This is a genomic window from Actinophytocola sp. (genome assembly GCF_009379765.1).
Classification (GTDB): domain Bacteria; phylum Actinomycetota; class Actinomycetes; order Mycobacteriales; family Pseudonocardiaceae; genus Actinophytocola.
Map to the genome: position 1 here is coordinate 1 of NZ_WHTD01000083.1, position 20699 is coordinate 20699.

General features: G+C 68.7%; 23 protein-coding genes and 1 pseudogene. 7 read left to right on the forward strand and 17 right to left on the reverse strand.

Going from position 1 to position 20699, the window contains the following annotated elements:
- Positions 1-256: 256 nt before the first annotated feature.
- Together GEV28_RS23915 and GEV28_RS23920 are read right to left on the reverse strand one after the other, a co-directional pair.
- Positions 257-943 carry a glutaredoxin domain-containing protein gene (locus GEV28_RS23915; RefSeq protein ID WP_291414375.1) on the reverse strand — a complete coding sequence of 229 codons (687 nt, stop codon included), beginning with the start codon at positions 941-943 and terminating at the stop codon, positions 257-259.
- The gene (locus tag GEV28_RS23920) at positions 940-1287 is read right to left on the reverse strand and encodes a DUF427 domain-containing protein (RefSeq protein WP_291414376.1); all 348 of its coding nucleotides are present in this window, start codon (positions 1285-1287) and stop codon (positions 940-942) included. Before GEV28_RS23920 ends, GEV28_RS23915 begins: the two co-directional genes overlap by 4 nt.
- Positions 1288-1426: 139 nt before the next feature.
- Between GEV28_RS23920 and GEV28_RS23925 the strand changes: the two genes are divergently transcribed.
- The 3 genes from GEV28_RS23925 to GEV28_RS23935 all read left to right on the forward strand — a co-directional run bounded on the left by GEV28_RS23925 (position 1427) and on the right by GEV28_RS23935 (position 2933).
- Entirely contained in the window at positions 1427-2179 is a 753-nt protein-coding gene (locus GEV28_RS23925) for a Crp/Fnr family transcriptional regulator (protein ID WP_291414377.1), read from the forward strand.
- Complete coding sequence (locus GEV28_RS23930; RefSeq protein WP_291414429.1) at positions 2176-2433, forward strand: hypothetical protein; 258 nt, start codon at positions 2176-2178, stop codon at positions 2431-2433. Before GEV28_RS23925 ends, GEV28_RS23930 begins: the two co-directional genes overlap by 4 nt.
- 74 nt (positions 2434-2507) lie before the next feature.
- The gene (locus GEV28_RS23935; RefSeq protein WP_291414378.1) at positions 2508-2933 is read left to right on the forward strand and encodes a hypothetical protein; all 426 of its coding nucleotides are present in this window, start codon (positions 2508-2510) and stop codon (positions 2931-2933) included.
- A 179-nt stretch (positions 2934-3112) separates the two neighbouring features.
- On the opposite strand, the gene GEV28_RS23940 is transcribed toward GEV28_RS23935, so the two are convergent.
- From GEV28_RS23940 to GEV28_RS23950, 3 genes are all read right to left on the reverse strand, one after another.
- Positions 3113-3751, reverse strand: coding sequence for a response regulator transcription factor (locus GEV28_RS23940; RefSeq protein WP_291414380.1), 639 nt, complete (start codon positions 3749-3751; stop codon positions 3113-3115).
- Complete coding sequence (locus tag GEV28_RS23945) at positions 3748-4968, reverse strand: sensor histidine kinase (protein ID WP_291414382.1); 1221 nt, start codon at positions 4966-4968, stop codon at positions 3748-3750. Before GEV28_RS23945 ends, GEV28_RS23940 begins: the two co-directional genes overlap by 4 nt.
- A gap of 65 nt (positions 4969-5033) precedes the next feature.
- Positions 5034-5591, reverse strand: a complete 558-nt coding sequence (locus GEV28_RS23950) for a hypothetical protein (RefSeq protein WP_291414383.1) — start codon at positions 5589-5591, stop codon at positions 5034-5036.
- A 201-nt stretch (positions 5592-5792) separates the two neighbouring features.
- Here GEV28_RS23950 and GEV28_RS23955 point away from each other — a divergent pair, with 201 nt between their 5' ends.
- From GEV28_RS23955 to GEV28_RS23965, 3 genes are all read left to right on the forward strand, one after another.
- Positions 5793-6857 (forward strand): class I SAM-dependent methyltransferase, encoded by a 1065-nt coding sequence (locus tag GEV28_RS23955; protein WP_291414385.1) that lies wholly within the window; start codon positions 5793-5795, stop codon positions 6855-6857.
- Positions 6858-6869: 12 nt separating this feature from the next.
- The gene (locus GEV28_RS23960; RefSeq protein ID WP_291414386.1) at positions 6870-7421 is read left to right on the forward strand and encodes a carboxymuconolactone decarboxylase family protein; all 552 of its coding nucleotides are present in this window, start codon (positions 6870-6872) and stop codon (positions 7419-7421) included.
- A gap of 158 nt (positions 7422-7579) precedes the next feature.
- On the forward strand, positions 7580-8083 hold the full coding sequence (locus tag GEV28_RS23965; RefSeq protein WP_291414387.1) for a CDP-alcohol phosphatidyltransferase family protein: 504 nt from the start codon (positions 7580-7582) through the stop codon (positions 8081-8083).
- Here GEV28_RS23965 and GEV28_RS23970 read toward each other — a convergent pair whose 3' ends face one another.
- Entirely contained in the window at positions 8084-8704 is a 621-nt protein-coding gene (locus tag GEV28_RS23970; RefSeq protein WP_291414388.1) for an inorganic phosphate transporter, read from the reverse strand.
- 141 nt (positions 8705-8845) lie between these two features.
- Here GEV28_RS23970 and GEV28_RS23975 point away from each other — a divergent pair, with 141 nt between their 5' ends.
- Positions 8846-8992, forward strand: a complete 147-nt coding sequence (locus tag GEV28_RS23975) for a hypothetical protein (RefSeq protein WP_291414389.1) — start codon at positions 8846-8848, stop codon at positions 8990-8992.
- Between the two features lie 350 nt (positions 8993-9342).
- Here GEV28_RS23975 and GEV28_RS23980 read toward each other — a convergent pair whose 3' ends face one another.
- From GEV28_RS23980 to GEV28_RS24030, 11 genes and pseudogenes are all read right to left on the reverse strand, one after another.
- On the reverse strand, positions 9343-9618 hold the full coding sequence (locus tag GEV28_RS23980; RefSeq protein ID WP_291414390.1) for a hypothetical protein: 276 nt from the start codon (positions 9616-9618) through the stop codon (positions 9343-9345).
- 187 nt (positions 9619-9805) lie between these two features.
- A pseudogene (locus GEV28_RS23985) lies at positions 9806-9952 on the reverse strand (helix-turn-helix domain-containing protein); the annotation flags it as partial.
- A gap of 45 nt (positions 9953-9997) precedes the next feature.
- Positions 9998-11761 carry a thiamine pyrophosphate-binding protein gene (locus GEV28_RS23990; RefSeq protein ID WP_291414391.1) on the reverse strand — a complete coding sequence of 588 codons (1764 nt, stop codon included), beginning with the start codon at positions 11759-11761 and terminating at the stop codon, positions 9998-10000.
- On the reverse strand, positions 11758-12225 hold the full coding sequence (locus GEV28_RS23995) for a DoxX family protein (protein ID WP_291414392.1): 468 nt from the start codon (positions 12223-12225) through the stop codon (positions 11758-11760). Before GEV28_RS23995 ends, GEV28_RS23990 begins: the two co-directional genes overlap by 4 nt.
- A gap of 40 nt (positions 12226-12265) precedes the next feature.
- The gene (locus GEV28_RS24000; RefSeq protein ID WP_291414393.1) at positions 12266-14023 is read right to left on the reverse strand and encodes a CocE/NonD family hydrolase; all 1758 of its coding nucleotides are present in this window, start codon (positions 14021-14023) and stop codon (positions 12266-12268) included.
- Between the two features lie 19 nt (positions 14024-14042).
- Complete coding sequence (locus tag GEV28_RS24005) at positions 14043-15575, reverse strand: AMP-binding protein (RefSeq protein WP_291414394.1); 1533 nt, start codon at positions 15573-15575, stop codon at positions 14043-14045.
- Between the two features lie 10 nt (positions 15576-15585).
- Positions 15586-16476 (reverse strand): 3-hydroxyacyl-CoA dehydrogenase family protein, encoded by an 891-nt coding sequence (locus GEV28_RS24010; protein WP_291414395.1) that lies wholly within the window; start codon positions 16474-16476, stop codon positions 15586-15588.
- Entirely contained in the window at positions 16473-17660 is a 1188-nt protein-coding gene (locus tag GEV28_RS24015; protein WP_291414396.1) for an acetyl-CoA acetyltransferase, read from the reverse strand. The genes GEV28_RS24010 and GEV28_RS24015 overlap by 4 nt, the downstream gene beginning before the upstream one ends.
- A complete protein-coding gene (locus GEV28_RS24020; protein WP_291414397.1) occupies positions 17657-19039 on the reverse strand; it encodes an OB-fold domain-containing protein in 1383 nt (460 codons plus the stop codon). The genes GEV28_RS24015 and GEV28_RS24020 overlap by 4 nt, the downstream gene beginning before the upstream one ends.
- Positions 19036-19305, reverse strand: a complete 270-nt coding sequence (locus GEV28_RS24025) for a ferredoxin (protein ID WP_291414399.1) — start codon at positions 19303-19305, stop codon at positions 19036-19038. Before GEV28_RS24025 ends, GEV28_RS24020 begins: the two co-directional genes overlap by 4 nt.
- Positions 19295-20590, reverse strand: a complete 1296-nt coding sequence (locus GEV28_RS24030) for a cytochrome P450 (RefSeq protein ID WP_291414401.1) — start codon at positions 20588-20590, stop codon at positions 19295-19297. Before GEV28_RS24030 ends, GEV28_RS24025 begins: the two co-directional genes overlap by 11 nt.
- Positions 20591-20699 lie beyond the last annotated feature (109 nt).

Genomic DNA, 20699 nt, shown 5'->3' on the forward strand with positions numbered 1-20699 from the left:
GACAGAGCGGTTACAGGAACCGCCGATGCTCCACCCACCACCCCGGGAAGATCAACACGCCACGCCGTGCCTCGATCGACTACCCCGCCACGGTCCTGCCGTCCCGCCCGGCCAGACTCACATCAAAGTGCAAAAGTCGAGTGCCCATCACCCGCCACGATTTCCACGGCGAGTGGAACTACTGCCTACGTCCGCCGACACGCCCGTAAACACCGACCTTATTCTGACGCGAGCCCTAAGTCCCCATGACGGGTGATCAATTCACCGGATCGGGTGGATTTCCGGAGGTAGTTCTGCGGCGACCCGCCAGGGCCAGACCGGCGCCCACGGCCGTGCCGAGCACGACGCTCAGGAACGCCTCGGTCAGCGGCGCGACACCGACGATGATGGGGCCGGCCAGCGCCCCGCGCGCCGACAGCAGCAGGGTGGCCGCGACAGCAATCAGTGCGCCATCGAGTGCGGTGACCAGCGCGGTGAGCGTGGGCAACGGCCGCCCGGCACGGAGGCGTCGTCCGATCGGCCAGGCCGCGGCCACGACGGCGGGCGCGAAATGGTAGGTCGTCGTGGGGTTGCCGGCGGCCAGGGCGAACCAGCCCGCCGCCGCTACGAGCATGACGACGAGCCCGGCCTGCCATGGGCCCTTCGCGAGCGCGACCGTGCCCTCGGTGTCGAGGTCGGCGAGCAATTCAGGTGCGTGCCGGCGGGTGGCGTCGAGTACGTCGGTGGCGCGGGGGTTGACCATCGCGGCGTCGCCCACCACCACGGTCGGCACGGTCTCGTTGCCGCCCGCCACCGCCCGGACCTTGGCCGCGGCGCCCGCGTCCTCCCAGATGTTGATCTTCGTGATGGGCAGACCAACGCGATCGAGGTCGCCGAGCAGCCGCGAACAGTACGGGCAGCCCGGCCGCCAGTACACCGTGACAGCCGAGCGGTCCGCGGTCACGACGCTTTCGCACGCCCGAACAGGCGGCTCCACAGGCCCCCTGCGGGGCGAGGCTCGGGGTGCCCCTCGACGGTGACGTCAGGGTAGAAGGCGACGTGGTTCTTGATCCGCCGGGCCAGCGGGCTCGGATGCGGGTAGTACCAGGCGACGTCGAGGATGTTGCCTCGGTCGGAGGTGAGGTTGTAGTAGCTGGCGAGGCCCTTCCACGGGCACAGTGTTTTGGTCCGGCTCATGGCGAAGTACTCGCTCTTCACCGAGTCCGGAGGAAAGTAGTGGTTTCCTTCGACGCGGACCGTGCGCGGCGCCTCCGCCAGCACGATCCCGTTCCACACGGCACGCAACATCAGTCCATATCACCACCGTTGCGGCAGGCGAGCAGGCCAAGTGTCAGCAGGATGACACGGATTACGAAGAGTGTCACCTGGCTGACAGTTCACCGTGATCCCCAGGGCGCGGACACCGTGGCGCTGTCAGGATGGCCATATGGCGCTCTCGAAACTGTCAGCTGCGGCGATGGAGCAGACGATGCGGCTGCTGGGCACCGGCGCCGCGGCTGACCTGGCGATTCGCCAGGCGGCGTGGGTGGCTCGGTGCGTCGGGCGTGGGGACGCGGCGCCCCTCGGGCCCGCCGATGTCGACGCGCTGGCCGCGACGTTGCGCACCCGGTCCTACGAGCGGGGTGCGGTGCTGTTCCACGGCGGCGCGAGCGCGGACGGAGTGTGGATCGTGCAGCGCGGCCGGGTCGAGCTGTCGGTGGGGGCGGGACGGCGGCGTGCGGTGGTGTACGTCCTGCAGCCGGGAGACGTGGACGGCGACATCCAGCACCTGCTCGACATGCCACTGACCTACACGGCGCGCGCTTTGGACGAGGTGACCGCGCTGTCGCTGGACACGACGGCGTTCGAGAAGCTCCTGGCCGAGCATCCGCTGATCGCCCGGCGCTGGCTGTCCAGCGTCGCGCAGCGGCTGGCGACCAGCCAGAGCCGCATCATCGGCCTGCTGGGCCGGTCACTGACCGAACAGGTCGCCCGGCTGCTGCTCGACGAGGCCGTCGACGGCGACGTGCCCCTGCCGCAGCGCACGCTCGCCGCCATGCTCGGCGTGCAGCGGCCCTCGCTGAACAAGATCCTCAAAGAGTTCGAGCGAGCCGGCCTGATCGAGGTGCGCTACGCCGCCATCCACCTGCTCGACCCGGCCACACTGCTCACCATCACCGGAGAAGGGAAACAACCGTGACCTCCACCAGCGTCGATGTGGTCGTGATCGGCATGGGACCCGGCGGCGAGACACTGGCCGGGCAGCTGGCCGAGGCCGGGCTGAGCGTCGTCGGCGCCGACGCCCGGCTCGTCGGCGGCGAACCACCGCGCCATCGAAGACGCCCTCGGCCGGCTGTACTGATCACCGGCCGGAGTCGTGAGCTCCCTTGGCTGGCGGCGCCCCCTCTGTTCGATGTGGACGGTCTCGTTCATGCACCCCTGCTGGTGCGCTGATGTCGGCCTCACCCCTGCCTTGCAAAAGGCGCCTGGGGTATCGCGGTGCGCTGAGCGTCAGCATACTGGGCACCATGGCTGACCCGCAGGCTCCGCCAACGACGTGGATGCAGACGGACTTGGGCCTCACGTTCTTCTGGGATGTTCGCCAGCTCTGGGCCGCTGACCTCCCCGTCGTTCCGATGCAAGTACGGGAGCTGGAGTGGCTTCTCGACAGACCGTTCTGGAACGAGGGTCCCCGCAACTTAGCGCTGCGACCTCGCGATGTTGCGGCAAATCCTGAGCGCTATCGAGCCGATTACGAGCGGGCCACGGCTGCCGACCTGACCTGTCCCATCAATGTCATCCACCTTCGTGGCCGGTGGGTCGCCATGGACGGCCTACACCGCCTGCTAAAGGCTTGGATGTGCGCCCACGAGACGATCTTGGCGAAGCAAGCTCACGAGCAACACATCCCGCTCTTCAGCCGCAAGCCGACAGATCCATCGAACCATCCGTGACCAGCCGTTGGCCAAGCGCCCGGCCGCGACGGCTCGCGCAGGCGATTTTGTCGGCGAGCCGACAGTTGCCGTGCCGTCTAGGCATCGATGCGGTTGAGTCCGTGCCAGGACCGCGGCGTGACGATGCGGCCGACTGTCCATATGCGACAGATTGAGGGCGGGCGAATCGGCCTGATCGTTCAGGCGCCGAGCCGGATGATGCCTTGTTCGAGTGCGAGCGTGACGGCGGCGGTGCGGTCGGTGACGCCCAGTTTGGCGAAGATGTGCAGCAGGTGTGTTTTCACCGTCGCCTCGCTGATCCGCAGCTCCCGGGCGATGTCCTTGTTGGTCATCCCGCGGGCGACCGCGGTGAGCACCTCGATTTCCCGCCCACTCAACGCGGTCGCTCCGGGCGAGCGCATCCTCTCCAGTACCCGGGAAGCGACCAGCGGAGCAAGGACTGTCTCGCCGCGCGCGGCGGCGCGGATCGCGGCGAACAACTGGTCGCGGTGTGCGTCCTTGAGCAGGTAGCCGGTGGCGCCGGCCTCGATGGCACGGGTGATGTCGGCGTCGGTGTGGTACGTGGTGAGCACGAGGATCTTCGCGTGTGGATCGTGTGCGCGGATTCGCGCTATCGCGGTGGCCCCGTCGACCTGCGGCATCTGCAGGTCCATCAGCACCACGTCGGGCCGCTGCGCGGGCACGAGTTCGACTGCCTGGGCTCCGGTCGCGGCCTCACCGACGACCTCGATGTCGGACTGGGTGCCCAGCACGGCCCGGAGACCGTCCCGGACCACGGGATGGTCGTCGGCGATCAGCACCCGGATGTGGCCGGTCACGATGCTCGTCTCGTTCCCGAGGTGCTGGCCGGATTCTCGGCCGGTCGCGGCGAGGCTGGCACGGTGGCAACCACGGTGGTGCCTTCGCCGGGGACGGTTTCCACCAGCAGCGTGCCGCCGAGGGCTTCGACCCGTTCGCGCATGCTAACCAGCCCGAGGTGCCCGGTCGGGTTCGTCCGGTGCGGGTAGGTGGGGTCGAAACCGGTGCCGTCGTCGTGGACATCCAGTACGACCGCATCGTCCATATAGGACAGCGTGACGTCGGCCCGGTCGGCGTGAGCGTGCTTGCGGACGTTCGCGAGTGCCTCCCGCGCGACCCGGAGCAGGGCGGTATGGGCGGTCGTGTCCAGCGGCAAGGGTGTCCCGGTGACCACGGCTTCGGCCGCCATCCCGGTCTCCTCGCGCAGCCGATCGACGAGGCGGCGCAGCGCGTTGGGCAGCCCGGCGGCGTCGACATCACTGGAACGCAACGCCCACACCACCTGACGGCTGTCGATCAGGCTTTCACGGGCGGTGCGCAACGCCTGTTCCACCGGCCGCCGAGCCGGGTCATCGGCGGGTAACGTCGCGTCGGCCGCCTCCAACAGCAGCACCATGCTCGCGAATCCCTGGGCCAAGGTGTCGTGGATGTCGCGAGCCAGGCGTTGCCGTTCCTCGGCGATGCCGGCCTCGCGCTGCGCCGCGGCAAGGTCGTCCTGGGCGGCCCGCAGCTGATCGAGCAGCCATTTCCGCTCGGCGCTGACCCTCACCAGTGAGCTGACGTAGCCGACCGCGACCGCCCCGCCGCCGGCGATGAGCAGCGCGATGACGATGTCCGACCAGGTCAGGGCGTCCGCGGCGGCGAACCGCTGCCAGAGCCAACCCCCACTGCACAGGCCCACGACGGCGAAGCCGACCCGCCTGCTCTCCATGCAGAACGGCGCGAACACATTCAATCCCAGCAGCAGGAACGAGCCGTCCACCACCAGCAGCGCCAGCCACACCGCGCCGGCACCCGCGAGGTACACCGCCCGCGGCGCCGAGGTCGAACCGAACCTGAGCCAGCCGGTGTACCAGCAGGCCAGCAGCGCGACCAGCAGCAGCGGCAGCAGTACATCGCGGCCCGAGGACGCCCGGTCGGCCAGCGGAGCGGCGGTGGCCAGTATCAGCCAGGAGTAGAAGAAGACGTGCTGCCAGCGCCGCCACGCCCGCTCGCTGGCCCCTGTTCGCGTGCTCATGGCCGATCACCTGCCCGCCGGGAACCCTAGTCGGGCTGAGACGGTTGAGCGCCCGCGTGCCCGCCTCACCGGCCGCGTCGCCACGGCCGGTCCCGTTCCCAGGCGTCCAGCGCACGCAGCCCAGCCAGGCAGAACAGAGGCTTGTCGTCATCGGGTGCACGGCGCCGGCGACGGGCCAGCTCACGGACCACGCCGATCTCGCATCCCGGTGTGCCGACCGCGACCGCGACGAGCAGCGCCAGCGTCACGAACACGGCACCCGTGACATCGAATCCCCACACCAGCCACGTCAGCGGGACAGTCCAGACGTTGCCTTTCCAGACGACGGCGATCGCCGCGGCGGCGACCGCCAGCACCGCGAGGACGGCCAGCGCCCGTTTCCCCCAACCGACCAGATTCGCCAGCTCGTACAGCCCGTATACCAGGGTGGCCGTCATGATCCACAATCCTGGATCGTGCACCGGGTTGGTGCCGGCGAAGATGAACGTCCGGTCCACCCACAGGTCGTAGGTGACCCATCCCAGCGCGACGGCCAGCAGCAGCCGGATGACCCGGCCCACCGGACCCGTGCGCGGCGTCCGGCTGACCCGAGCGGTCTGGTCGCGTCCCGATTCGGTCGACATGACTCCTCCTTGTGTAGCCCTGACCAGCAGTCTGGTGGGGCTGGAGGTCGCCGCGCATCGACTTGGTCACCGATCCTGCGCCACCACCCGGTGGATGGCAGACCCGGCCGTGGCGGCGATCTTGTCAGCGAGCCGACACGGCCGTGCCGTCCAGGCACTGGTGCGGTTGAGTCCACGCGGAACTGTCGTGGGAGTGGCGAGGTGGCGGTCGGGTTGGTGGTCGAGCCCTGCAGGCACACGGGTGCGCAGCTGTGCCCGTGGTGCTCGTGGACGCGGCCGTCCCAAGCCGTCTTGCTGGTGGCGCGGGGCCGCACCGCGCGGACAGGGTTCCCGGTCGCGGCGGTGGTGGGCACGGTGCTGTCGCTGGTGAACCAGGGCACGGTGATCACCGATGGCACGGCAACCGGGAGTACCTGGGTTCGGGTGGTGGTGGTGAACTACGCGGTGCCGGTTATCGTCGCCAGCGTGGGTTACCTCTCCGGGCGTCGGGTTCAGGCGGACACCGTGCCGTGGTGTGGGTACCTCGCCGGTTACCACCGGGACCGGCCGGGTATCACCGAGCTGCTGCTGGAGCCCGCGACGGACCGTCGGCACGAGCGGCCCTACCTGTGGCTGGTGGAGCCGTTGCGCGGTCGGCCGGACCTGATCCTCGACCTCGCGTGCGGCTCGGCGCCCACGCGCGAGCTGCTGCGCGACGAGCGATGGCTCGGCGTCGACACCTCGTCCGGTGAGCTGGCGGTCGCCAAGGCTGCCGGCCGCAGCCCGGTCGTCCGGGCCGGCGCCGATCAGCTTCCGCTCGGTGACCACACCGTCGGCGCGGTGTGCGCGGCCATGGCCCTTCCCGTGCTGACCCCGCTGGACGCCGTCCTGGCCGAGCTGACCCGGGTGCTGCGACCGGGCGGGATACTCGTGGCGCTGGTCCCGTGCCGCTTGGGGCCCGGCCGAGGACTACTGGCCTGGTGGCGGGTGATGCGGGCCTTGGGTATCCCGTCGCCGCCTTGGCCCAACCCGCACGCCCGGGACGGCCTGCCGAAGATCCTGCGCACCTACGGTTTCACCGTCGACAGCAGCCGGCGCCGGGTGTTCTCGCGCGACATCAGCGATCCACACGATGCGGCCCTGATGGTCGACGGGTTGTACCTGCCCGGCATCGAGCTCCACCGGATCGAGGCCGCACGGGCCGCCCTGGCGGCCTGGGCGCGGCCCGGTCGGCGGCTGCCGTTCCCGTTGCGCCGCGTCGTCGCCCACCTCCCTTCCACGGGGTGAGAGGAGAACGTGATGTCCTACCTGCCCTCGCTGCCCGCCGATGCGGCGCTGCTCGACGTGTTCCGGGCCTACCCGGACACCGCCGGGCCGCTGCTCGACTACCACGAGGTCCTGCTGCGCGGGCCCTCCCCGCTGAGCGTCGCCGAACGCGAACTCATCGCCGCCTACGTATCGGGCGTGAACTCCTGCGGCTACTGCCACGGCGTGCACACCGCCACCGCGAGAGCATTCGGCATCGGCGAAGGCACGCTGACCGCACTGCTCGACGACGTCGACACCGCGCCGGTGGACGTACGCCTCAAACCGCTACTGCGCTACGTCGGCAAGCTCACCCGGACCCCGAGCCGGATGACCGAGGCCGACGCCACTGCCGTGTTCGCCGCGGGCTGGGACGAGCGGGCCCTGCACGACGCGGTGTCGGTCTGCGCGCTGTTCAACTTCATGAACCGGCTCGTCGACGGACTCGGGATTACCGCCGGCGCGGACTACTTCAGCGTCTCGGCACAGCGGCTCGCCGACAGCGGCTACGCCGGGCTCAAGAAACTACTCGGCGAAACCCGGTGAGCCCCGAACCGGACAGCCGCGCGGCAACGAACGAGCTCCTCGACGGACTGCGGAAGGGACGATGGCGGCCACCGGCCTTGGTGCGGTTCGCGCGACTCACCACCCGGCGTTCGATCCGGCAAGCCCGGCGTCGGCCCCGCGCACTCGGCGAGGTCACCGTGCTCCACATCGCCTTCCTCCTGTTCGGGAACCAGCACCGTCCTCTGTGGACAGCCACGAGCTGGCTGCTGGCCGCCACCCACCTCGGCATGCTCGAACACCGCCGATCCCTCGGTGTCGCCAACGTCATCACCCTGACCCGGGCGAACCTGCCGGCCCTCGCCGACGGCTGGGCCGCTCCGATCGTCGCGCTCGCCAGTGATCTCGCGGACGGCCGTCTGGCGCGGCGGCTCGGTACTGAATCCGCGTTCGGGTCCGCCGCGGACTCGCTGGCCGACGCGGCGTACTGGGCCTGGTTCGCCTTGCGGCACGAGCCGAGTGCCCGCGTCCGCGCGGCCGCATTGCTGGCCTGGGTGGCGCCCGTCGTCGTGGTCACCACAGCCAGCGTCGGACGCGGCCGGATGGTGGACGCGCCACGCCCGGTCCTCGTCCGGCCGGCCGCGCTGATGCAGGCCGCCATCGCGATCCGCGCCGTCCTCCGGCGACGCACGACGGCGAAGTGACTACCGCACCAGCAGGTAGACCCCGGCGGCGACCAATGCCGCTGCGATCGGGGTCGCGGTCCAGGCAATCGCGAACTCGCGCAGCGTGCGGGAATTGAGTCGGCCCAGCTGGGTGCCCGAGGCGCCGGCGATCGCGCCGGTGGACACGTGCGTGGTGGACATCGGCAGCCCTGCGGAGCCACCGACGGCGACCAGGGCGGCGCTGGTGACGTTCGCGCGAAGCCCCTCGGCGTGGGTCAGCGTCACGACGCCTTCGCCGAGCCGCCGCGCCACGGGAATCCCGACCGCCACCGCCCCGGCACCCATCGCGGCAGCCACCAGGAAGGTGATTCCGGTGGTGGTCATGCCCGCGGGGACGAGTGCGAAGGCGCCGATGGCGACCAGCTTCGGCGTGTCGTTGAGTCCCCGAGCCGCGCCGACCGCGCCGGCCGAGAGCCAGTGCGTGGCCGTGAGCACCGCGGGTTTCGGCCGAATCGGAGGCATGGGCGGGAGGCCGCCGTAGAACCGCTCCGTGGCCACCGGCAGGTCTGGAGTTCGGTCTGCGATCCTGCGGGCGGCCAGCGAAAGCCCCGCCGAGATCGCCAAGGCGACGGCCGCGCTGGCCAGCAGGGGCACGGCCATGCCTGATAGGGCCGTTTCTGGCCAAGGTCAGCACCACGCTGCGCGTGATCCCTCGAAACCAGTCGTGTTCCTGGTGGAGGACCCACGGATGAGGCCCGAAGTCGGATGAGCTGCCAGCGTTCACCAGACGCGGAACGTTCGGTGTCTGCGAACGCGCCGCGCCGCCGACCGGGCGACATCGACGTCGCGGAGATCACCCCGGAGATCTGCGCCGCGGAACCCGCGCTGATCCTCGTGCACAACCTGATCAACGGCACGCCACTCGACCAGGCCCTGGTCCGTGGGTGAGCACCGTGCTCATCGTCTCCACGGCGCCGAAGACAGTCAGCTTTGGCTGGTGTGGTTCTCGGGGACTTCAAGCGTCCAGCCGAGGTGGGCGGCGGTACAGTCCCGGCCATGGCGCGCACCGGCGCACGACCTCCACGCCAGGATCGACCACAGAGCCGCCGACAACCACCGACTCGCCGATCTCCGCGCACTGCCGGACGCTCGGCAACATCATCAGCGGCGCGATCGTGCTCGCTGAGATCGGCGACGACCGAAAAACAGCTTCGTCGACGACCGCGCATTGCAGGTCTTCGCCGGCTCCGCACCCGTCACCCGCACCTCGGGCAAGTCCCCCAGACGGTGGCGCGCGCTCATCCTGCTCTGTGTCGTCCGGTCAGGCAGTGCTGCACGAGCGGACCGAACCGGGTGACCAGTTCGTCGACGGGCGACGACGCGATGGGTTCGATCCGCACGATGTAGCGCGCCACTGCGAGGCCGAGGATCTGGACGTCGACCATGCCGGCTCGCAGTGCGGCGTCGGGTGTGTCGAGCATGGCCGCGAGCCGGTCGGTGATCTCCCGGTCGATGAACTCGCGTAGCAGTGCTTCGGACTGGTCGTCGGTGGGCGCGGACCTGGTCAGCATCATGAGTGGGGTGCGGTCGGAGTTTGTCGAGGTTGTCCAGGAGCGTGCGGATGATGCGCTCGCCGATGGTGTCGACGCCGACGGTGAAGATCGACTCGATGGCCGGCGGGACGGTGTCGGACATCTCGATCGCGGCGGCGAACAGGCCTTGTTTGGTGCCGAAGTAGTAGTACAGCATCGCTGGGTCGACCCCAGCCGCGGTGGCGATCGCGCGCACGGTCGTGCCGCGGTAGCCGTGCTGGCCGAACAGGTCGCGGGCGGTCTGGAGGATCCGCTGCCTGCTGTCCGCGCCGGACCGCCTGCGTCCGCGAGGACGGTGGGTGCGTTGTTCTGTCATGGCCGCTGAAGCCCAACACCATTCCTTCGTCGTTCGGTGGGAGTCTTATTCGTGGCGCTGGATGTGCCGTTCTCGCACGGGCGGCTCGACCTCCGCGGCGGGCAGATGCCAGAACACTTCCTTGCAGTATGCCGAGTCGTACAGCGGGTGGCGGACGTCCTTGGTGCCTACGACGTTGATCACGGAGGTCGTGCCCGAGGCGATCGCTCGATTGATCACGCCCGCGAGTTGGTGCGGTTCCTCGATGTTTTCGACATGGCACCCGAGTGGGGCGTACATCTGGTCGTACCGGACGTCTTGGGTGAGGTTGAAGCCACCGCGGGCTTTCGGGCCGAGGACGCGGAAGTCCTTGCCGTAGCAGTATTGCTCGAGGCCGGCGCACAGGGCGCTGTTGTTGTAGATGACGTAGATGACCGGTAGCGACAGTCGCATGGCTGTCTCGATGTCGCCGCCGCCGATGCCCATGCCGCCGTCCCCCATCAGCACGAGGACCGGGCCCTCGGCTGTGGCGATGGAAGCTCCCACTCCCATCCCGACGCCATGCCCGACGGCCGCCGACAGTCCGGAGTCCAGCATCTGCCCGCTGTTCGTCAACTCGATCTCGTCGCTCAGGAAGGCGGAGCCGGTGAAGGAGTCCAGCACCACGGGCCGGCCCGCTGGCCATTGCGCGGCGAGGGATCGGGCGAGGGTTCCCGGGTGGATCGGTCTCGTCGCGTCCTGTTCGGACACCACCGCCCCTCGGCGTCGGCGGTTCTCCCGCCGTTCGCCGACTACCCGGTCCATCCACTCGCGCCGCGTTTGGGTTGCCGTGTCGAAATCCTTGGCGCGCGCGAGCAGGGCGTCCAGGAAGGACCGGCTGTCCGCTTGCAGCTCCACCAGTGTGGGGAGGTGGGTTGCGATCTGGCCGGGGTTCCGGTTGACCTGGAGGAACTTCGCCTGGGTGGTCCAGTTTCCGAAGCTTTCGAAATAGCCGACGTCAAGCCCGAGCAGCACGACGACATCGGCGTCGCGGATCAGGCCCTTGCGCACCGCGGCCGGTATGACGACGTCCGAGTTCTCCGCGACGGCGCCGCGTGCCAGTCGGCGGACGCTCACCGGCATCCGCAACTGCTCAGCCACTGCCGTCAACGCGGTGCTGGCTCGATCCCAGTGCACATCGTCGCCGGCGATGATGATCGGTCGGCGGGATGCGGCAAGGTGCGCGGCCGCGACATCCATGAGCTTGGGGTCGGGTGGCAGAGCGGGCCGGTCTGATTCGAGCCACGGGCCGGCGAGGTAGGCGACCTGGTCGGCGGGATCCGTGCGGTCGGTGTTGAAGGAGTCCAGCGGGAACTCCAGCGCCACGGGTCCATACGGTGGCGTGGTGGCGTCCCGGAATGCCTTGCGGATGTAATAGCTGGCTTGGTCCACGTCGTGGCAGCGTCGGGTCCATTTCGTCACCGAGCTCAGTATCGACTCCGCATGGGCTTCCTGCAGGGACCCGCGATCGGTCTCCTTGGTCTTGTGCCCGCCGAGTAGGCACACGATGGGGCTGTGCGCCAGGTATGCCATGTGTATGGCGGTGGCCATGTTGAGCATGCCAGGGCCCGCGGTTCCGAAGCAGACACCTGGCTTTCGCGTGATTCTGGCGAACGCGTCGGCGGCGTGCACACCGGCCTGCTCATGACGCACCTGGTATACGTCGATTCCGGCCCGGTAGGCGAAGTCCTGCAGTGGCTGCAGGTGGCCGCCGGTCATCCCGAACATGCACGTCACGCCCTCCCGCAACAAGGCAGTGACCGCGATTTCGCCTCCCCACGCCCTCGTCATGTGACCGCACCCGCTTCCCGTGCCACGTCGACGAAGCGCCCGATGGCGACGAATACGCAGACCACGAAGATGACGCAGGTGATGACAATGTTCTTGGGCTCGCGGAGCTTGATGTGGGTGGTGGTGGCGCCGATCATGACGACGCCCAGGCCGACCGCGGCCAGGGGCGTGAGGATGGGCGCGACGTCTATTAGCCACGGCAGCGTGACCCCGACGACGGCGAGGAGTTCGCTGGCGGCGATGAGGCGAATGGCTGGTAGGGGGAAGAACTGGACGCCGGTCTGGCCGGCGGCGACCAGACGTTCCTTGGACCAGAGCGACTTGCATGTGCCCGAGACCAGGAACACGAACGCGAGCACGAACTGTGCCGCCCATAGCGCGATATTCATCGTGTGGTGTCCTTCAAGCAGACGGAGCGGCACGCCGCCGCCGTGACCAGCACGCAGCCACGGCGGGCTGGTCACGGTCGGCGGAGTCGGGACTCGCCCGGCGGGCCGCGAGTTCCTATGACATGACTGGAAGCAGGAGGTAGGAAGGCGCGTCCGCGTCGTGGTGCACCTCGTAGGACACCGCCTTCCCGTAGGGGATGTGGTGGATGAAGCCCCAGAACTGCGTCCAGTCATAGTTGGCCGGGTCGGCGCCGGGGTAGTCGCAGGGCCAGATCTCCAGCTTGAGGCGGTGCCCCTGCGCGAAGAGGTTGGCCATGGGCCGCAACTCGATGGCGAACTCGTATCGCGTGTTCGGGACGACAGAGATCGGATCGGTGTGCGGGTGGAATGGCTTCCACGGCGCGGACCGATCGGGGTCCACCTCTCGGTGGGATGCTCGCAGCCAGCCTCGGGACAGCGCGAACTCGCTACCGTCCGGGCCCACATCCCGTACGGAGACGATGAAGTCGCCGTCGACCTGGTCCAGTGTCGCCTGCAGGTACAACACCATCGGCCCGACAACTTCGACGTCCTGCGGGAACGGGTCGGTCAGGTAGCGCAGGTGCTGCGGTGGCGGGCCAAGTGGTTGCCCGCCGATCGCGGGCAGCATCGGTTGGTAGTCGAGGTGGGCCGGATCTTCGCCCTTCTCGGGCGCGTCGCCGAGGGTGAGCCGCCCGTCTCCGCGCAGGTACGCCCGCGTCCAGTCGGTGCTCTCGATCGGCCAGTCGTTCGCGTAGCGGTACTCTTCGCGCCCGCGGACCCACACCTTGACCGCCGGCTCGTCCATGAGGCCGGTGTCGATTCCCTTGAGCCAGTGGTCGTTCCACCGGAGGAGCTCGTCGTGGAACTGGTAGAAGGGCCGGTGGTTTCCGCCCGTGGTGTGTGGCCGGAAGGCGAGCTTCTTCGGTGCGGTGATCCGCTCCCACCCCCACGAGGTGCCGCCCAGGTACACCGGGGTCGACTGCCCGTGCATCTCGGCGCCGAGGTAGGTCGGTACCTCGATCTTCGACATCACCTCCGAGGGAGATCGCTCGCGCCAGTAGGGTCCGTCCTCGGGGTGTACGAGTGCGTCGAAGATGATCGGGCGAGTCTCCGGCGGGACCCGCAGGGCCGAGATGACCAGCGGGCTCTTGCCGAAGCTGGTCCCCTCGTCCGCGATGAGCTTGTCCACCCGCTTGCGCAGTTCGTCCTCACCGTAGGTCGCCTTGGCGACCGAGACCGTGTCGCGGGCCGCGATGGCCCGCTGCAGGAACCAGGGAATCGCGGACGGAATTCCGCCGTGGTAGAAGGTGTCGCGGTACATGTCGGCCGGACCGTCGTTGGGGAAGATGGCCTTCAGGTGCGGAGGGCGCTGGGCGGCGGTGAAGTACTGGCAGATCGCGAGATATGACAACCCCACCATGCCCACGTTGCCGTCACACCAGTCCTGCGCGGCGATCCACTCGACGAGGTCGTAGCTGTCCTGCGCTTCCTGCTCCGACAGGATCCCCTGGTAGGCCCCCTGGGAGTTCCCGGTGCCCCGGACGTCGGCGATCACGTGCGCGTAGCCGTGGCGTGCCCAGAACTCGCTGTCGCCCGCTTCGACCATGGAGTACTCGAGATTGAACCGACCGATCTTCGGACCGAGGTACTGGACGTTTTCGACTTCCTTGCTGTACATCGTGATGCTCAGCACGGCCGGGAACTTGTCGGCGGCGTCGGGTCGGTAGGCGTCGACGGCGAGCTCGATACCGTCCCGCATCGGAGCGCGCAGATCCTTGTCGAGCCGTGTCTCGTAGCTGGGCTGGGAGCCCTGCGCGGACGCACGCCCGCCGTCGTGCGTGTCGTTGACCATTTCTTTCTCCTTCCCAGAACTACCTTCGGGTGGCTTGCGCTCGCCAATAGGTCTCGCGGATGCGGCGTTTGAAGAGTTTCCCGGTGTCCTCGCGTGGCAGCCGGTCGTCGAAGACCACCACCCGCGGGATCTTGTAGCGGGCGAGCTGAGTCGCGACGTGGGCGCGGATGTCCTGCTCGGTCAGTGTTGCCCCGGGCTCGCGTTGGACGTGCGCCGCGAGGACCTCCCCGAAATCATCGTCGGGTATCCCGACCACGGCCACGTCGGCGACGCCGGGCATGGTGATCAGACAGTTCTCGATCTCCGCGGGATAGACGTTGACTCCGCCGGATATCACCAGGTCCGATTGTCGATCGGTGAGATGCAGGAACCCGCTCTCATCGAGATAACCGATGTCACCGATGCTCACATAACCGTCGACCTCGATGTCCTGACGTCGATTGTCGTCGCCCAAATACGTGAAGTCCGGCCACCCCGTGAATGGTTTTACATGGATCGTCCCCTGCTGACAAGCTGACAGCTCCTGGTCATCACGATCGAGAACCCGGATTCCGGCGTCCAACAGTGGCGCGCCGACGGTGCCGGGATGCGCAAGCCACTGCTGCGTGTCGCAAAACGTGACCGCCCCGGTTTCCGACGCTCCGTAGAACTCGTAGACGATCGGGCCAAGCCAGTCGATCATCGCGCGTTTGACTTCTGGCGGGCAGGGAGCGGACGCGTGTACGACGGCACGCAAGGAGGAGACGTCGTACGACTTCCGCACTCGGTCGGGCAGTTTCAGCAACCGCACGAACATGGCGGGCACCATGATCGCGTGTTCGATCTTCTCGTCCTGCACGATGCGCAGGAATTCGACGGGATCGAACTTGGGCATGATGTGCAGGTCCATGTTCATTTTCACCGCGAACGTGGCGTGCACGTTCGGCGCCGTGTGGTACAGCGGCGCGGGCTCCAGCGTCCTGCCTCCGGGCTCCAGCACCATGAAGGCGGCGATTGACTCCGCCAGCCGTTGTCCCTGCTCCGGTGTCATCGGCTGGCGCACGATGCCCTTCGGGGTGCCCGTGGTGCCGGAGGTGTAGATCACGGCCATCGGGGGCTCGGTCACCGGGCTGCCGATCGGCTCGTGCTCGCCGATGAGCCCCTCGAGCGTCGGATACCGACCCGTTGGCGGCTGGGGGTCCAGCTGATAGGCCGACCGGGCGGCCGCCGACGTCGCGATCTCCACGATTCGCGTTCCTGCGGGCATGTTCGCTTCGACCGCCGGGAGCAGCTCCGTGCCGCTGAAGACGACCTTGCTGCCGCTGTCGTGCAGCAGATGACGTAGGTCCTTGCCGGTCCAGTGCCAGTTGACCGGAACCGGGATGCCACCGACGGCCGCTCCCGCCAGGCTGACCTCGAGGTACTCGAGCTGATTGCGCAGGACGACCGCATAGCGGTCACCGTGGGCGATGCCGAGCGTGCGCAACGCGGACGCCACGCGAGCCGTCCGGGCGTGCACCTCGGCCACCGACCGAACCTCGCCGCCCGCGTGAACCGCTGGCTGGGACTGCATGGTCAACTCCTCACTGCTCTGTGCCGGGTTCGTGTTTCTCGCCGTCGACGTAGTCGTAGAAACCGCCGCTCGTCTTGCGGCCGAGGCGGCCGGCGCTGACCAGCGCGCGCAGAGATTCCGGAGGCTCGAAGCGCTCGCCGTAGAAGGAGGCCATGGCGGTCGTCGCGCGCAACACGGTGTCCAGACCGGCCAGGTCCTGGGTCTCCAGCGGCCCCATCCGGTGCCCGAACATCATGCGCGCCACCCGGTCGATGTCGGCAGGGCCGGCCACACCATCGTCGACCATGCGTCCGGCCTCGGTGAACAACGCGACGCTCAGCCGGTTGGAGATGAATCCGGGAAGGTCCGTGCGACAGACGACGTACTCGCGGCCGCACCGCGCCGCGAATTCCCGCACGACGCGCAATGCCTCTTCGGAGGTCGACCGCCCCACCACCAATTCGACCAGCAGCATCAGCTGTGGAGGATTGGACCAGTGCATGCCGATCACCCGAGATGGATCGGCGGTGTGCTGGGCGACCTGGGTCATCGGGAACTGCGAGGTGTTCGTGGCGAGGACGACGTCGGCACGACACAGGCCATCCAGGCGTCGGAACAAGGCTTGCTTCGCACCGAGGTCTTCGACGATCGCCTCGATGACGAGGTCCGCACGGGCCGCCGGCTCGTCGAGGCTCGTCGTCAGGCGGATGTGGCGCAGTGCGTCGTCGGCCCGTGTCCGGGTCAGTCTTGCGGCCCGCACGAGCCGGTTCAGGCTGGTGGCGATCGCATCTCGCGCCGCCGTCAGCGATGCCGGCGAGATGTCGACCAGCGTGACGTCGCAGCCCGCACCGGCGGCCACCTGCGCGATGCCGCAGCCCATCACGCCGGCCCCGACGACGGTGACATCACGGACATCGGTCATGCCGGAGGCTCCTTGCCGAAGATCGAGATGAAGGAGACGAGCTCGCCGGGGTAGCCCCCCATGTTCTGGGTGAGCCCCAGGGACACGTCGGGACGTTGCCGCGCACCGGCCTCACCGCGGAACTGGAGCCACAGCTCGAACATCATGCGCAGGCCACTGGCACCCACCGGATGCCCGAACGACTTCAACCCGCCGTCGGGGTTGACCGCCAGTTCCCCATCGAGGTCGTAGACACCGTCGAGGACGTCACGCCACCCGTGCCCTCGCGCGGAGAAACCCAGATCCTCCATGAGGATGAGCTCGGTCGGGGTGAAGCAGTCGTGCACCTCGGCGAGGGAGAGCTCGCGTCTCGGGTCGATGATGCCCGCCTGGGCGTAGGCATCCGCCGCGCACGCGACGACCTCGGGAAAACTGGCGTGCGAGTGGCCGGCCGTCATCGATCCAGTGCTCGCACCGGTGTGCAGCGACAAGGCCTTGAGATACATCGGCGTGTCGGTGTACCTCGTGGCGTCCGCACTCCGGACGACCAGTGCGGCAGCGGCACCGTCCGCGACTCCCGAACAGTCGAAGACACCGAGGTCCCCGGCCACGCGCGGTGCCTCATCGATGGTGGTCTTGGGGACAGTTCTGGTGTACTGGGCGCGTTCGGGGTTCTTGGCTCCGTTGGCGTGGTTCTTCCACGCGATGTGCGTCATGGCGCGCCGGACGTCCGCGTCGGCTACGCCGTAGGCGTGGGCATAGTCCGCGGGGAGCATGGCGTACCTGGCCGGAGCGCTGATCGCGGGCGCGGTGTTGTCACCAGGAGCTTCGGGGGCGACCAGGCCGCTGAAGCCGCTGTCCTTGAGCTTTTCGACCCCGACCGCCATCGCGACGTCACAGGCCCCCGACGCAACGGCGAAGGCCGCGTTTCGCATCGCGTCCGAACCGCTCGCACAGAGGTTCTCCAGCCGGGTGACCGGTCGTGCGACCTTGAGCGCGCGGGCCAGCGGCAGCCCGGAGTTGGCCGAGGCGAGGGTCGCGAACCAGTAGGCGTCGACCGCGGCCACATCGAGGCCGCCCGCCGCCGCCAGGCATTGCCGAACCGCGTCGATGAGCAGGTCATCGGCGGACTGGTCCCAGCGTTCACCGAAACGGGTGCAGCCCATGCCGACGATGGCGACCTTGTCCGTGAGCCGTGCGCTCATCGTCCACCTCCGGGCAGTGGGCGGCCCTTCCAGAAGTAGTCGGGTGCCCCGTGATCAGCCCAGGTGCGCCGAAAGACCATCTGGACCGGGTCACCGGGCTCGAGCTCCCCGGGCGAGGTGTCCGTGAGCGAGGCGCTCATTCGCCCGCCGCCGTCGAAGTCCACGACGCCGGCCATGGCAGGTGGCGCGAGGCTGCCGGTGATGCCGTCGGTCGTCAGCGCCACCAGCCGGGCGGGGCAGTCCGCGACGGGGTGTGGTACGACGGAGTCGAGCGCATGGCAGGACCCGCACATGCGCTGGGGAGGCAACCACACCGCGCCGCACGCCTGACAGCGCGACCCGGTCAGGGCGAACTTCCAGTCCCGGTTGCGGTGGAAGGCCGCCGGGAAGGGCGCCGCGTGATCGGGGCGACGAGGGGGCTCCCGGTCCAACCATCCGCGCCAGGCAAGAAAGTCCGGGTAGCTGACGGGCCGGCCCCGGCGCCCCGAGCCCTCGGCGTTCGCTGGGTGTCCGTCGCGAAGGACACGCAGCAGCATCGCTCCCACACTGCTCGCCGCAGAGATGACCAGAATCGTGTCGCCCGCCGCCGAGCGATCCAACGCCGACGCGGTCAGCTGGCCGACATCGGCCGCCCCACAGTAGCCGACGTGGTCGCGATGCCAGGTCTGCACCGCGGAGTCGCGGCCCCAGCGCGCGGAGATCGTTGCGGCAAGGCGGCGATCGGGCGCGGCGACCACGGTGCGTACGGGCAGCCCATCGAGTCCCGCGGCGCCGGTGACCTCGGCGACGACGTCATCCACCGCGGCGCCGTGCACGCTGGCGATGAGCCTCTCCTCGGCTACATGGGCGAATCGCTGGCCCGGCACCCGCCAGCGGTCCATGAGGTCCAGCGAGCGGGAGCAGATCGCGACCACGTCGGCCACCGCGGTGTCGCCATCACCGAACAGGAAGGCCGCCGCGCCGTCCCCACCCTCCGACTCGGCGGTCGACCCCGGCCGGCCCGTATGCAGGTCGCTGAGCACCGCGGTTCCTCCGGTCGCGGACGCGCACGCCAAAGCCGCGAAACCACTCGAGAGCCCACAGACGTCCAACGTCAGCGCTTCCTGCGACCCGCCAACCGCCGCCTGCACGAACGCCGCGTTGGTCTTGTCCAGGAACACCGGAGAGGACGTGGCGAAGTACAGCCAGTCGGTCCGACGCGCGGCAGGAGGCAACCGACGTATCGCACCCACCGCCATCGTGATGGGATCCTCGTCGAAACCGGCCACGGCCCGAACTCCGGCACCGACCTGTGCCATGCCCAGCGCCGCACCGATCGCGGCGCGGGAGAGCTCGTGGGCGGGCCGGTAGCTCGCGTACGCGAGCAAGCGCGCGGTCACCGGTGTGCTCCCTCGCCCGCCGGCCGCCAGCTGATCGCGCTGACCGGGCAGGACGCAGCGGCCTCATCGAGGGCTCTGTCGATGGTGTCGTCGATCTGCTCGTCCGCCGGCGCCTCAAGGTCGACGACGGTCGCCTTACCGTCATCGCCGAGCGCGAACACTCCCCGGGCGATGCTGCCGCACATCGCTGATCCCACACAGGAGTCGGTGTCGATCTCGATGAGACGCCGCGGCCGGCCGGCCGATGTCCGGGTGTCAGTCGTCATGCGCCGCGGCTCCCTTCGATACGGGTGAGCCGCCACTGGCGAGCCGGACGGGTACCCGTTCCAACCCGTTGAGCAGCAGGAGCCGGTGGCGGCGCAAGCTGCCGGCCGGGAGGGCGAGCTCGAGGCGTGGCATCTGTTGCAGGAACACGGTCAGCGCACCGGTCAACTCCATCCGTGCCAACGCGGCTCCCAGGCAGAAGTGGATCCCCATCCCGAAGGACAGGTGCGGATTCTCGGCCCGGTCGATGCGCAGCGACTGTGGTTCGGAAAAGCGGCGGGGATCCCGGTTCGCCGCGGCCTGGACCAGATAGATGCGGCTTCCCTTGCTGATCCGGTGACCGCCCAGTTCGAGGTCCTCCGTCGCACGACGCACGCTGAGCCTGCTGGGACCTTCCAGCCGGAGACACTCCTCGACAGCCGTCGGGACAAGGGCGAGGTCCGCCATCAGCCGTCGGTAGTCCGGCGGTGAGTCCAGGAGCTGGGCCAAGGCGTTGCCCAGCGCGTTCTGCACGGTCTTGTAGCCGGCATCCAGGATCAGCATGGAGGTGGCGACGAGTTCCCGGTCCGTCAAGGCGTCATCGAGCTCCTTGGCCGCCACCAAGCCGGAGAGGATGTTCTCGGCGGGCCGCCGGCGATAGCGGGCGATGAGCTCTTCGAGGTACGCCTCGAACTCCTGCATCGCCTGCGCGACCCGATGATCTCGGCCGGAGTTCTTGGTCGAGCCGTTGATGAACAGACCGAGTTCCTCGGCCCAGTACCTCAGCCGGTCGCCATCCTCCTCCGGGACACCGAACATGTCCGCGATCACCCGTCCGGGCAGCGGCACGCAGAACTCATCGACCAGGTCAACCTCCGACTCGCCGCCGTCGAGTCTGGTGCGCATGGCGGTGGTGAGCTCCAATGCGATGCGCTCGACCTTGCCGCGCAGCATTCGCACGCGGCGCGGCGTGAAGGACTTGTGGACCAGGCCGCGCAGGCGGGTGTGGTCCGGCGGGGAAATGAACACCAACCACCTGTTGAGCAGATCGAACATCGCCCGCAACCGCTCGCCCGCCTCCGCGGGCAGGGCCTGCATGTACGGACCGATCCGGTCACTCCCAATGGCCGCGTTGCGGTAGGCGCCCAGCACGTCCTCGTAGCGGGTGACGAGCCAAGCACGGTGCACCTCGCTCCACAGGACGGGGGCACGCTCCACCAGTTCGGCGAAGTAGCCGTGCGGGTTCGCCAGGGTGGCCGGCGCCACCAGATCCACCGTGGACAGACCACCCGAGTCGGAGTGCTCCATCGACAACGCTCCCTCGTTCGAGATGAGTTGAGTAAAGCACCGATCGATCGATCGGACAATACTTAGTTGTACACCTCTTCCGGAGCGATCGATTGGTCTGTACTATCCG

Coding starts and splice junctions, on each gene's coding strand:
- GEV28_RS23920 (WP_291414376.1), bottom strand. CDS start 1,287: ATGTTGCGTGCCGTGTGGAACGGGATCGTGCTGGCGGAGGCGCCGCGC.
- GEV28_RS23925 (WP_291414377.1), top strand. CDS start 1,427: ATGGCGCTCTCGAAACTGTCAGCTGCGGCGATGGAGCAGACGATGCGG.
- GEV28_RS23935 (WP_291414378.1), top strand. CDS start 2,508: ATGGCTGACCCGCAGGCTCCGCCAACGACGTGGATGCAGACGGACTTG.
- GEV28_RS23945 (WP_291414382.1), bottom strand. CDS start 4,968: ATGAGCACGCGAACAGGGGCCAGCGAGCGGGCGTGGCGGCGCTGGCAG.
- GEV28_RS23950 (WP_291414383.1), bottom strand. CDS start 5,591: ATGTCGACCGAATCGGGACGCGACCAGACCGCTCGGGTCAGCCGGACG.
- GEV28_RS23960 (WP_291414386.1), top strand. CDS start 6,870: ATGTCCTACCTGCCCTCGCTGCCCGCCGATGCGGCGCTGCTCGACGTG.
- GEV28_RS23970 (WP_291414388.1), bottom strand. CDS start 8,704: ATGGCCGTGCCCCTGCTGGCCAGCGCGGCCGTCGCCTTGGCGATCTCG.
- GEV28_RS23980 (WP_291414390.1), bottom strand. CDS start 9,618: ATGATGCTGACCAGGTCCGCGCCCACCGACGACCAGTCCGAAGCACTG.
- GEV28_RS23990 (WP_291414391.1), bottom strand. CDS start 11,761: ATGACGAGGGCGTGGGGAGGCGAAATCGCGGTCACTGCCTTGTTGCGG.
- GEV28_RS24000 (WP_291414393.1), bottom strand. CDS start 14,023: ATGGTCAACGACACGCACGACGGCGGGCGTGCGTCCGCGCAGGGCTCC.
- GEV28_RS24005 (WP_291414394.1), bottom strand. CDS start 15,575: ATGCAGTCCCAGCCAGCGGTTCACGCGGGCGGCGAGGTTCGGTCGGTG.
- GEV28_RS24010 (WP_291414395.1), bottom strand. CDS start 16,476: ATGACCGATGTCCGTGATGTCACCGTCGTCGGGGCCGGCGTGATGGGC.
- GEV28_RS24015 (WP_291414396.1), bottom strand. CDS start 17,660: ATGAGCGCACGGCTCACGGACAAGGTCGCCATCGTCGGCATGGGCTGC.
- GEV28_RS24025 (WP_291414399.1), bottom strand. CDS start 19,305: ATGACGACTGACACCCGGACATCGGCCGGCCGGCCGCGGCGTCTCATC.
- GEV28_RS24030 (WP_291414401.1), bottom strand. CDS start 20,590: ATGGAGCACTCCGACTCGGGTGGTCTGTCCACGGTGGATCTGGTGGCG.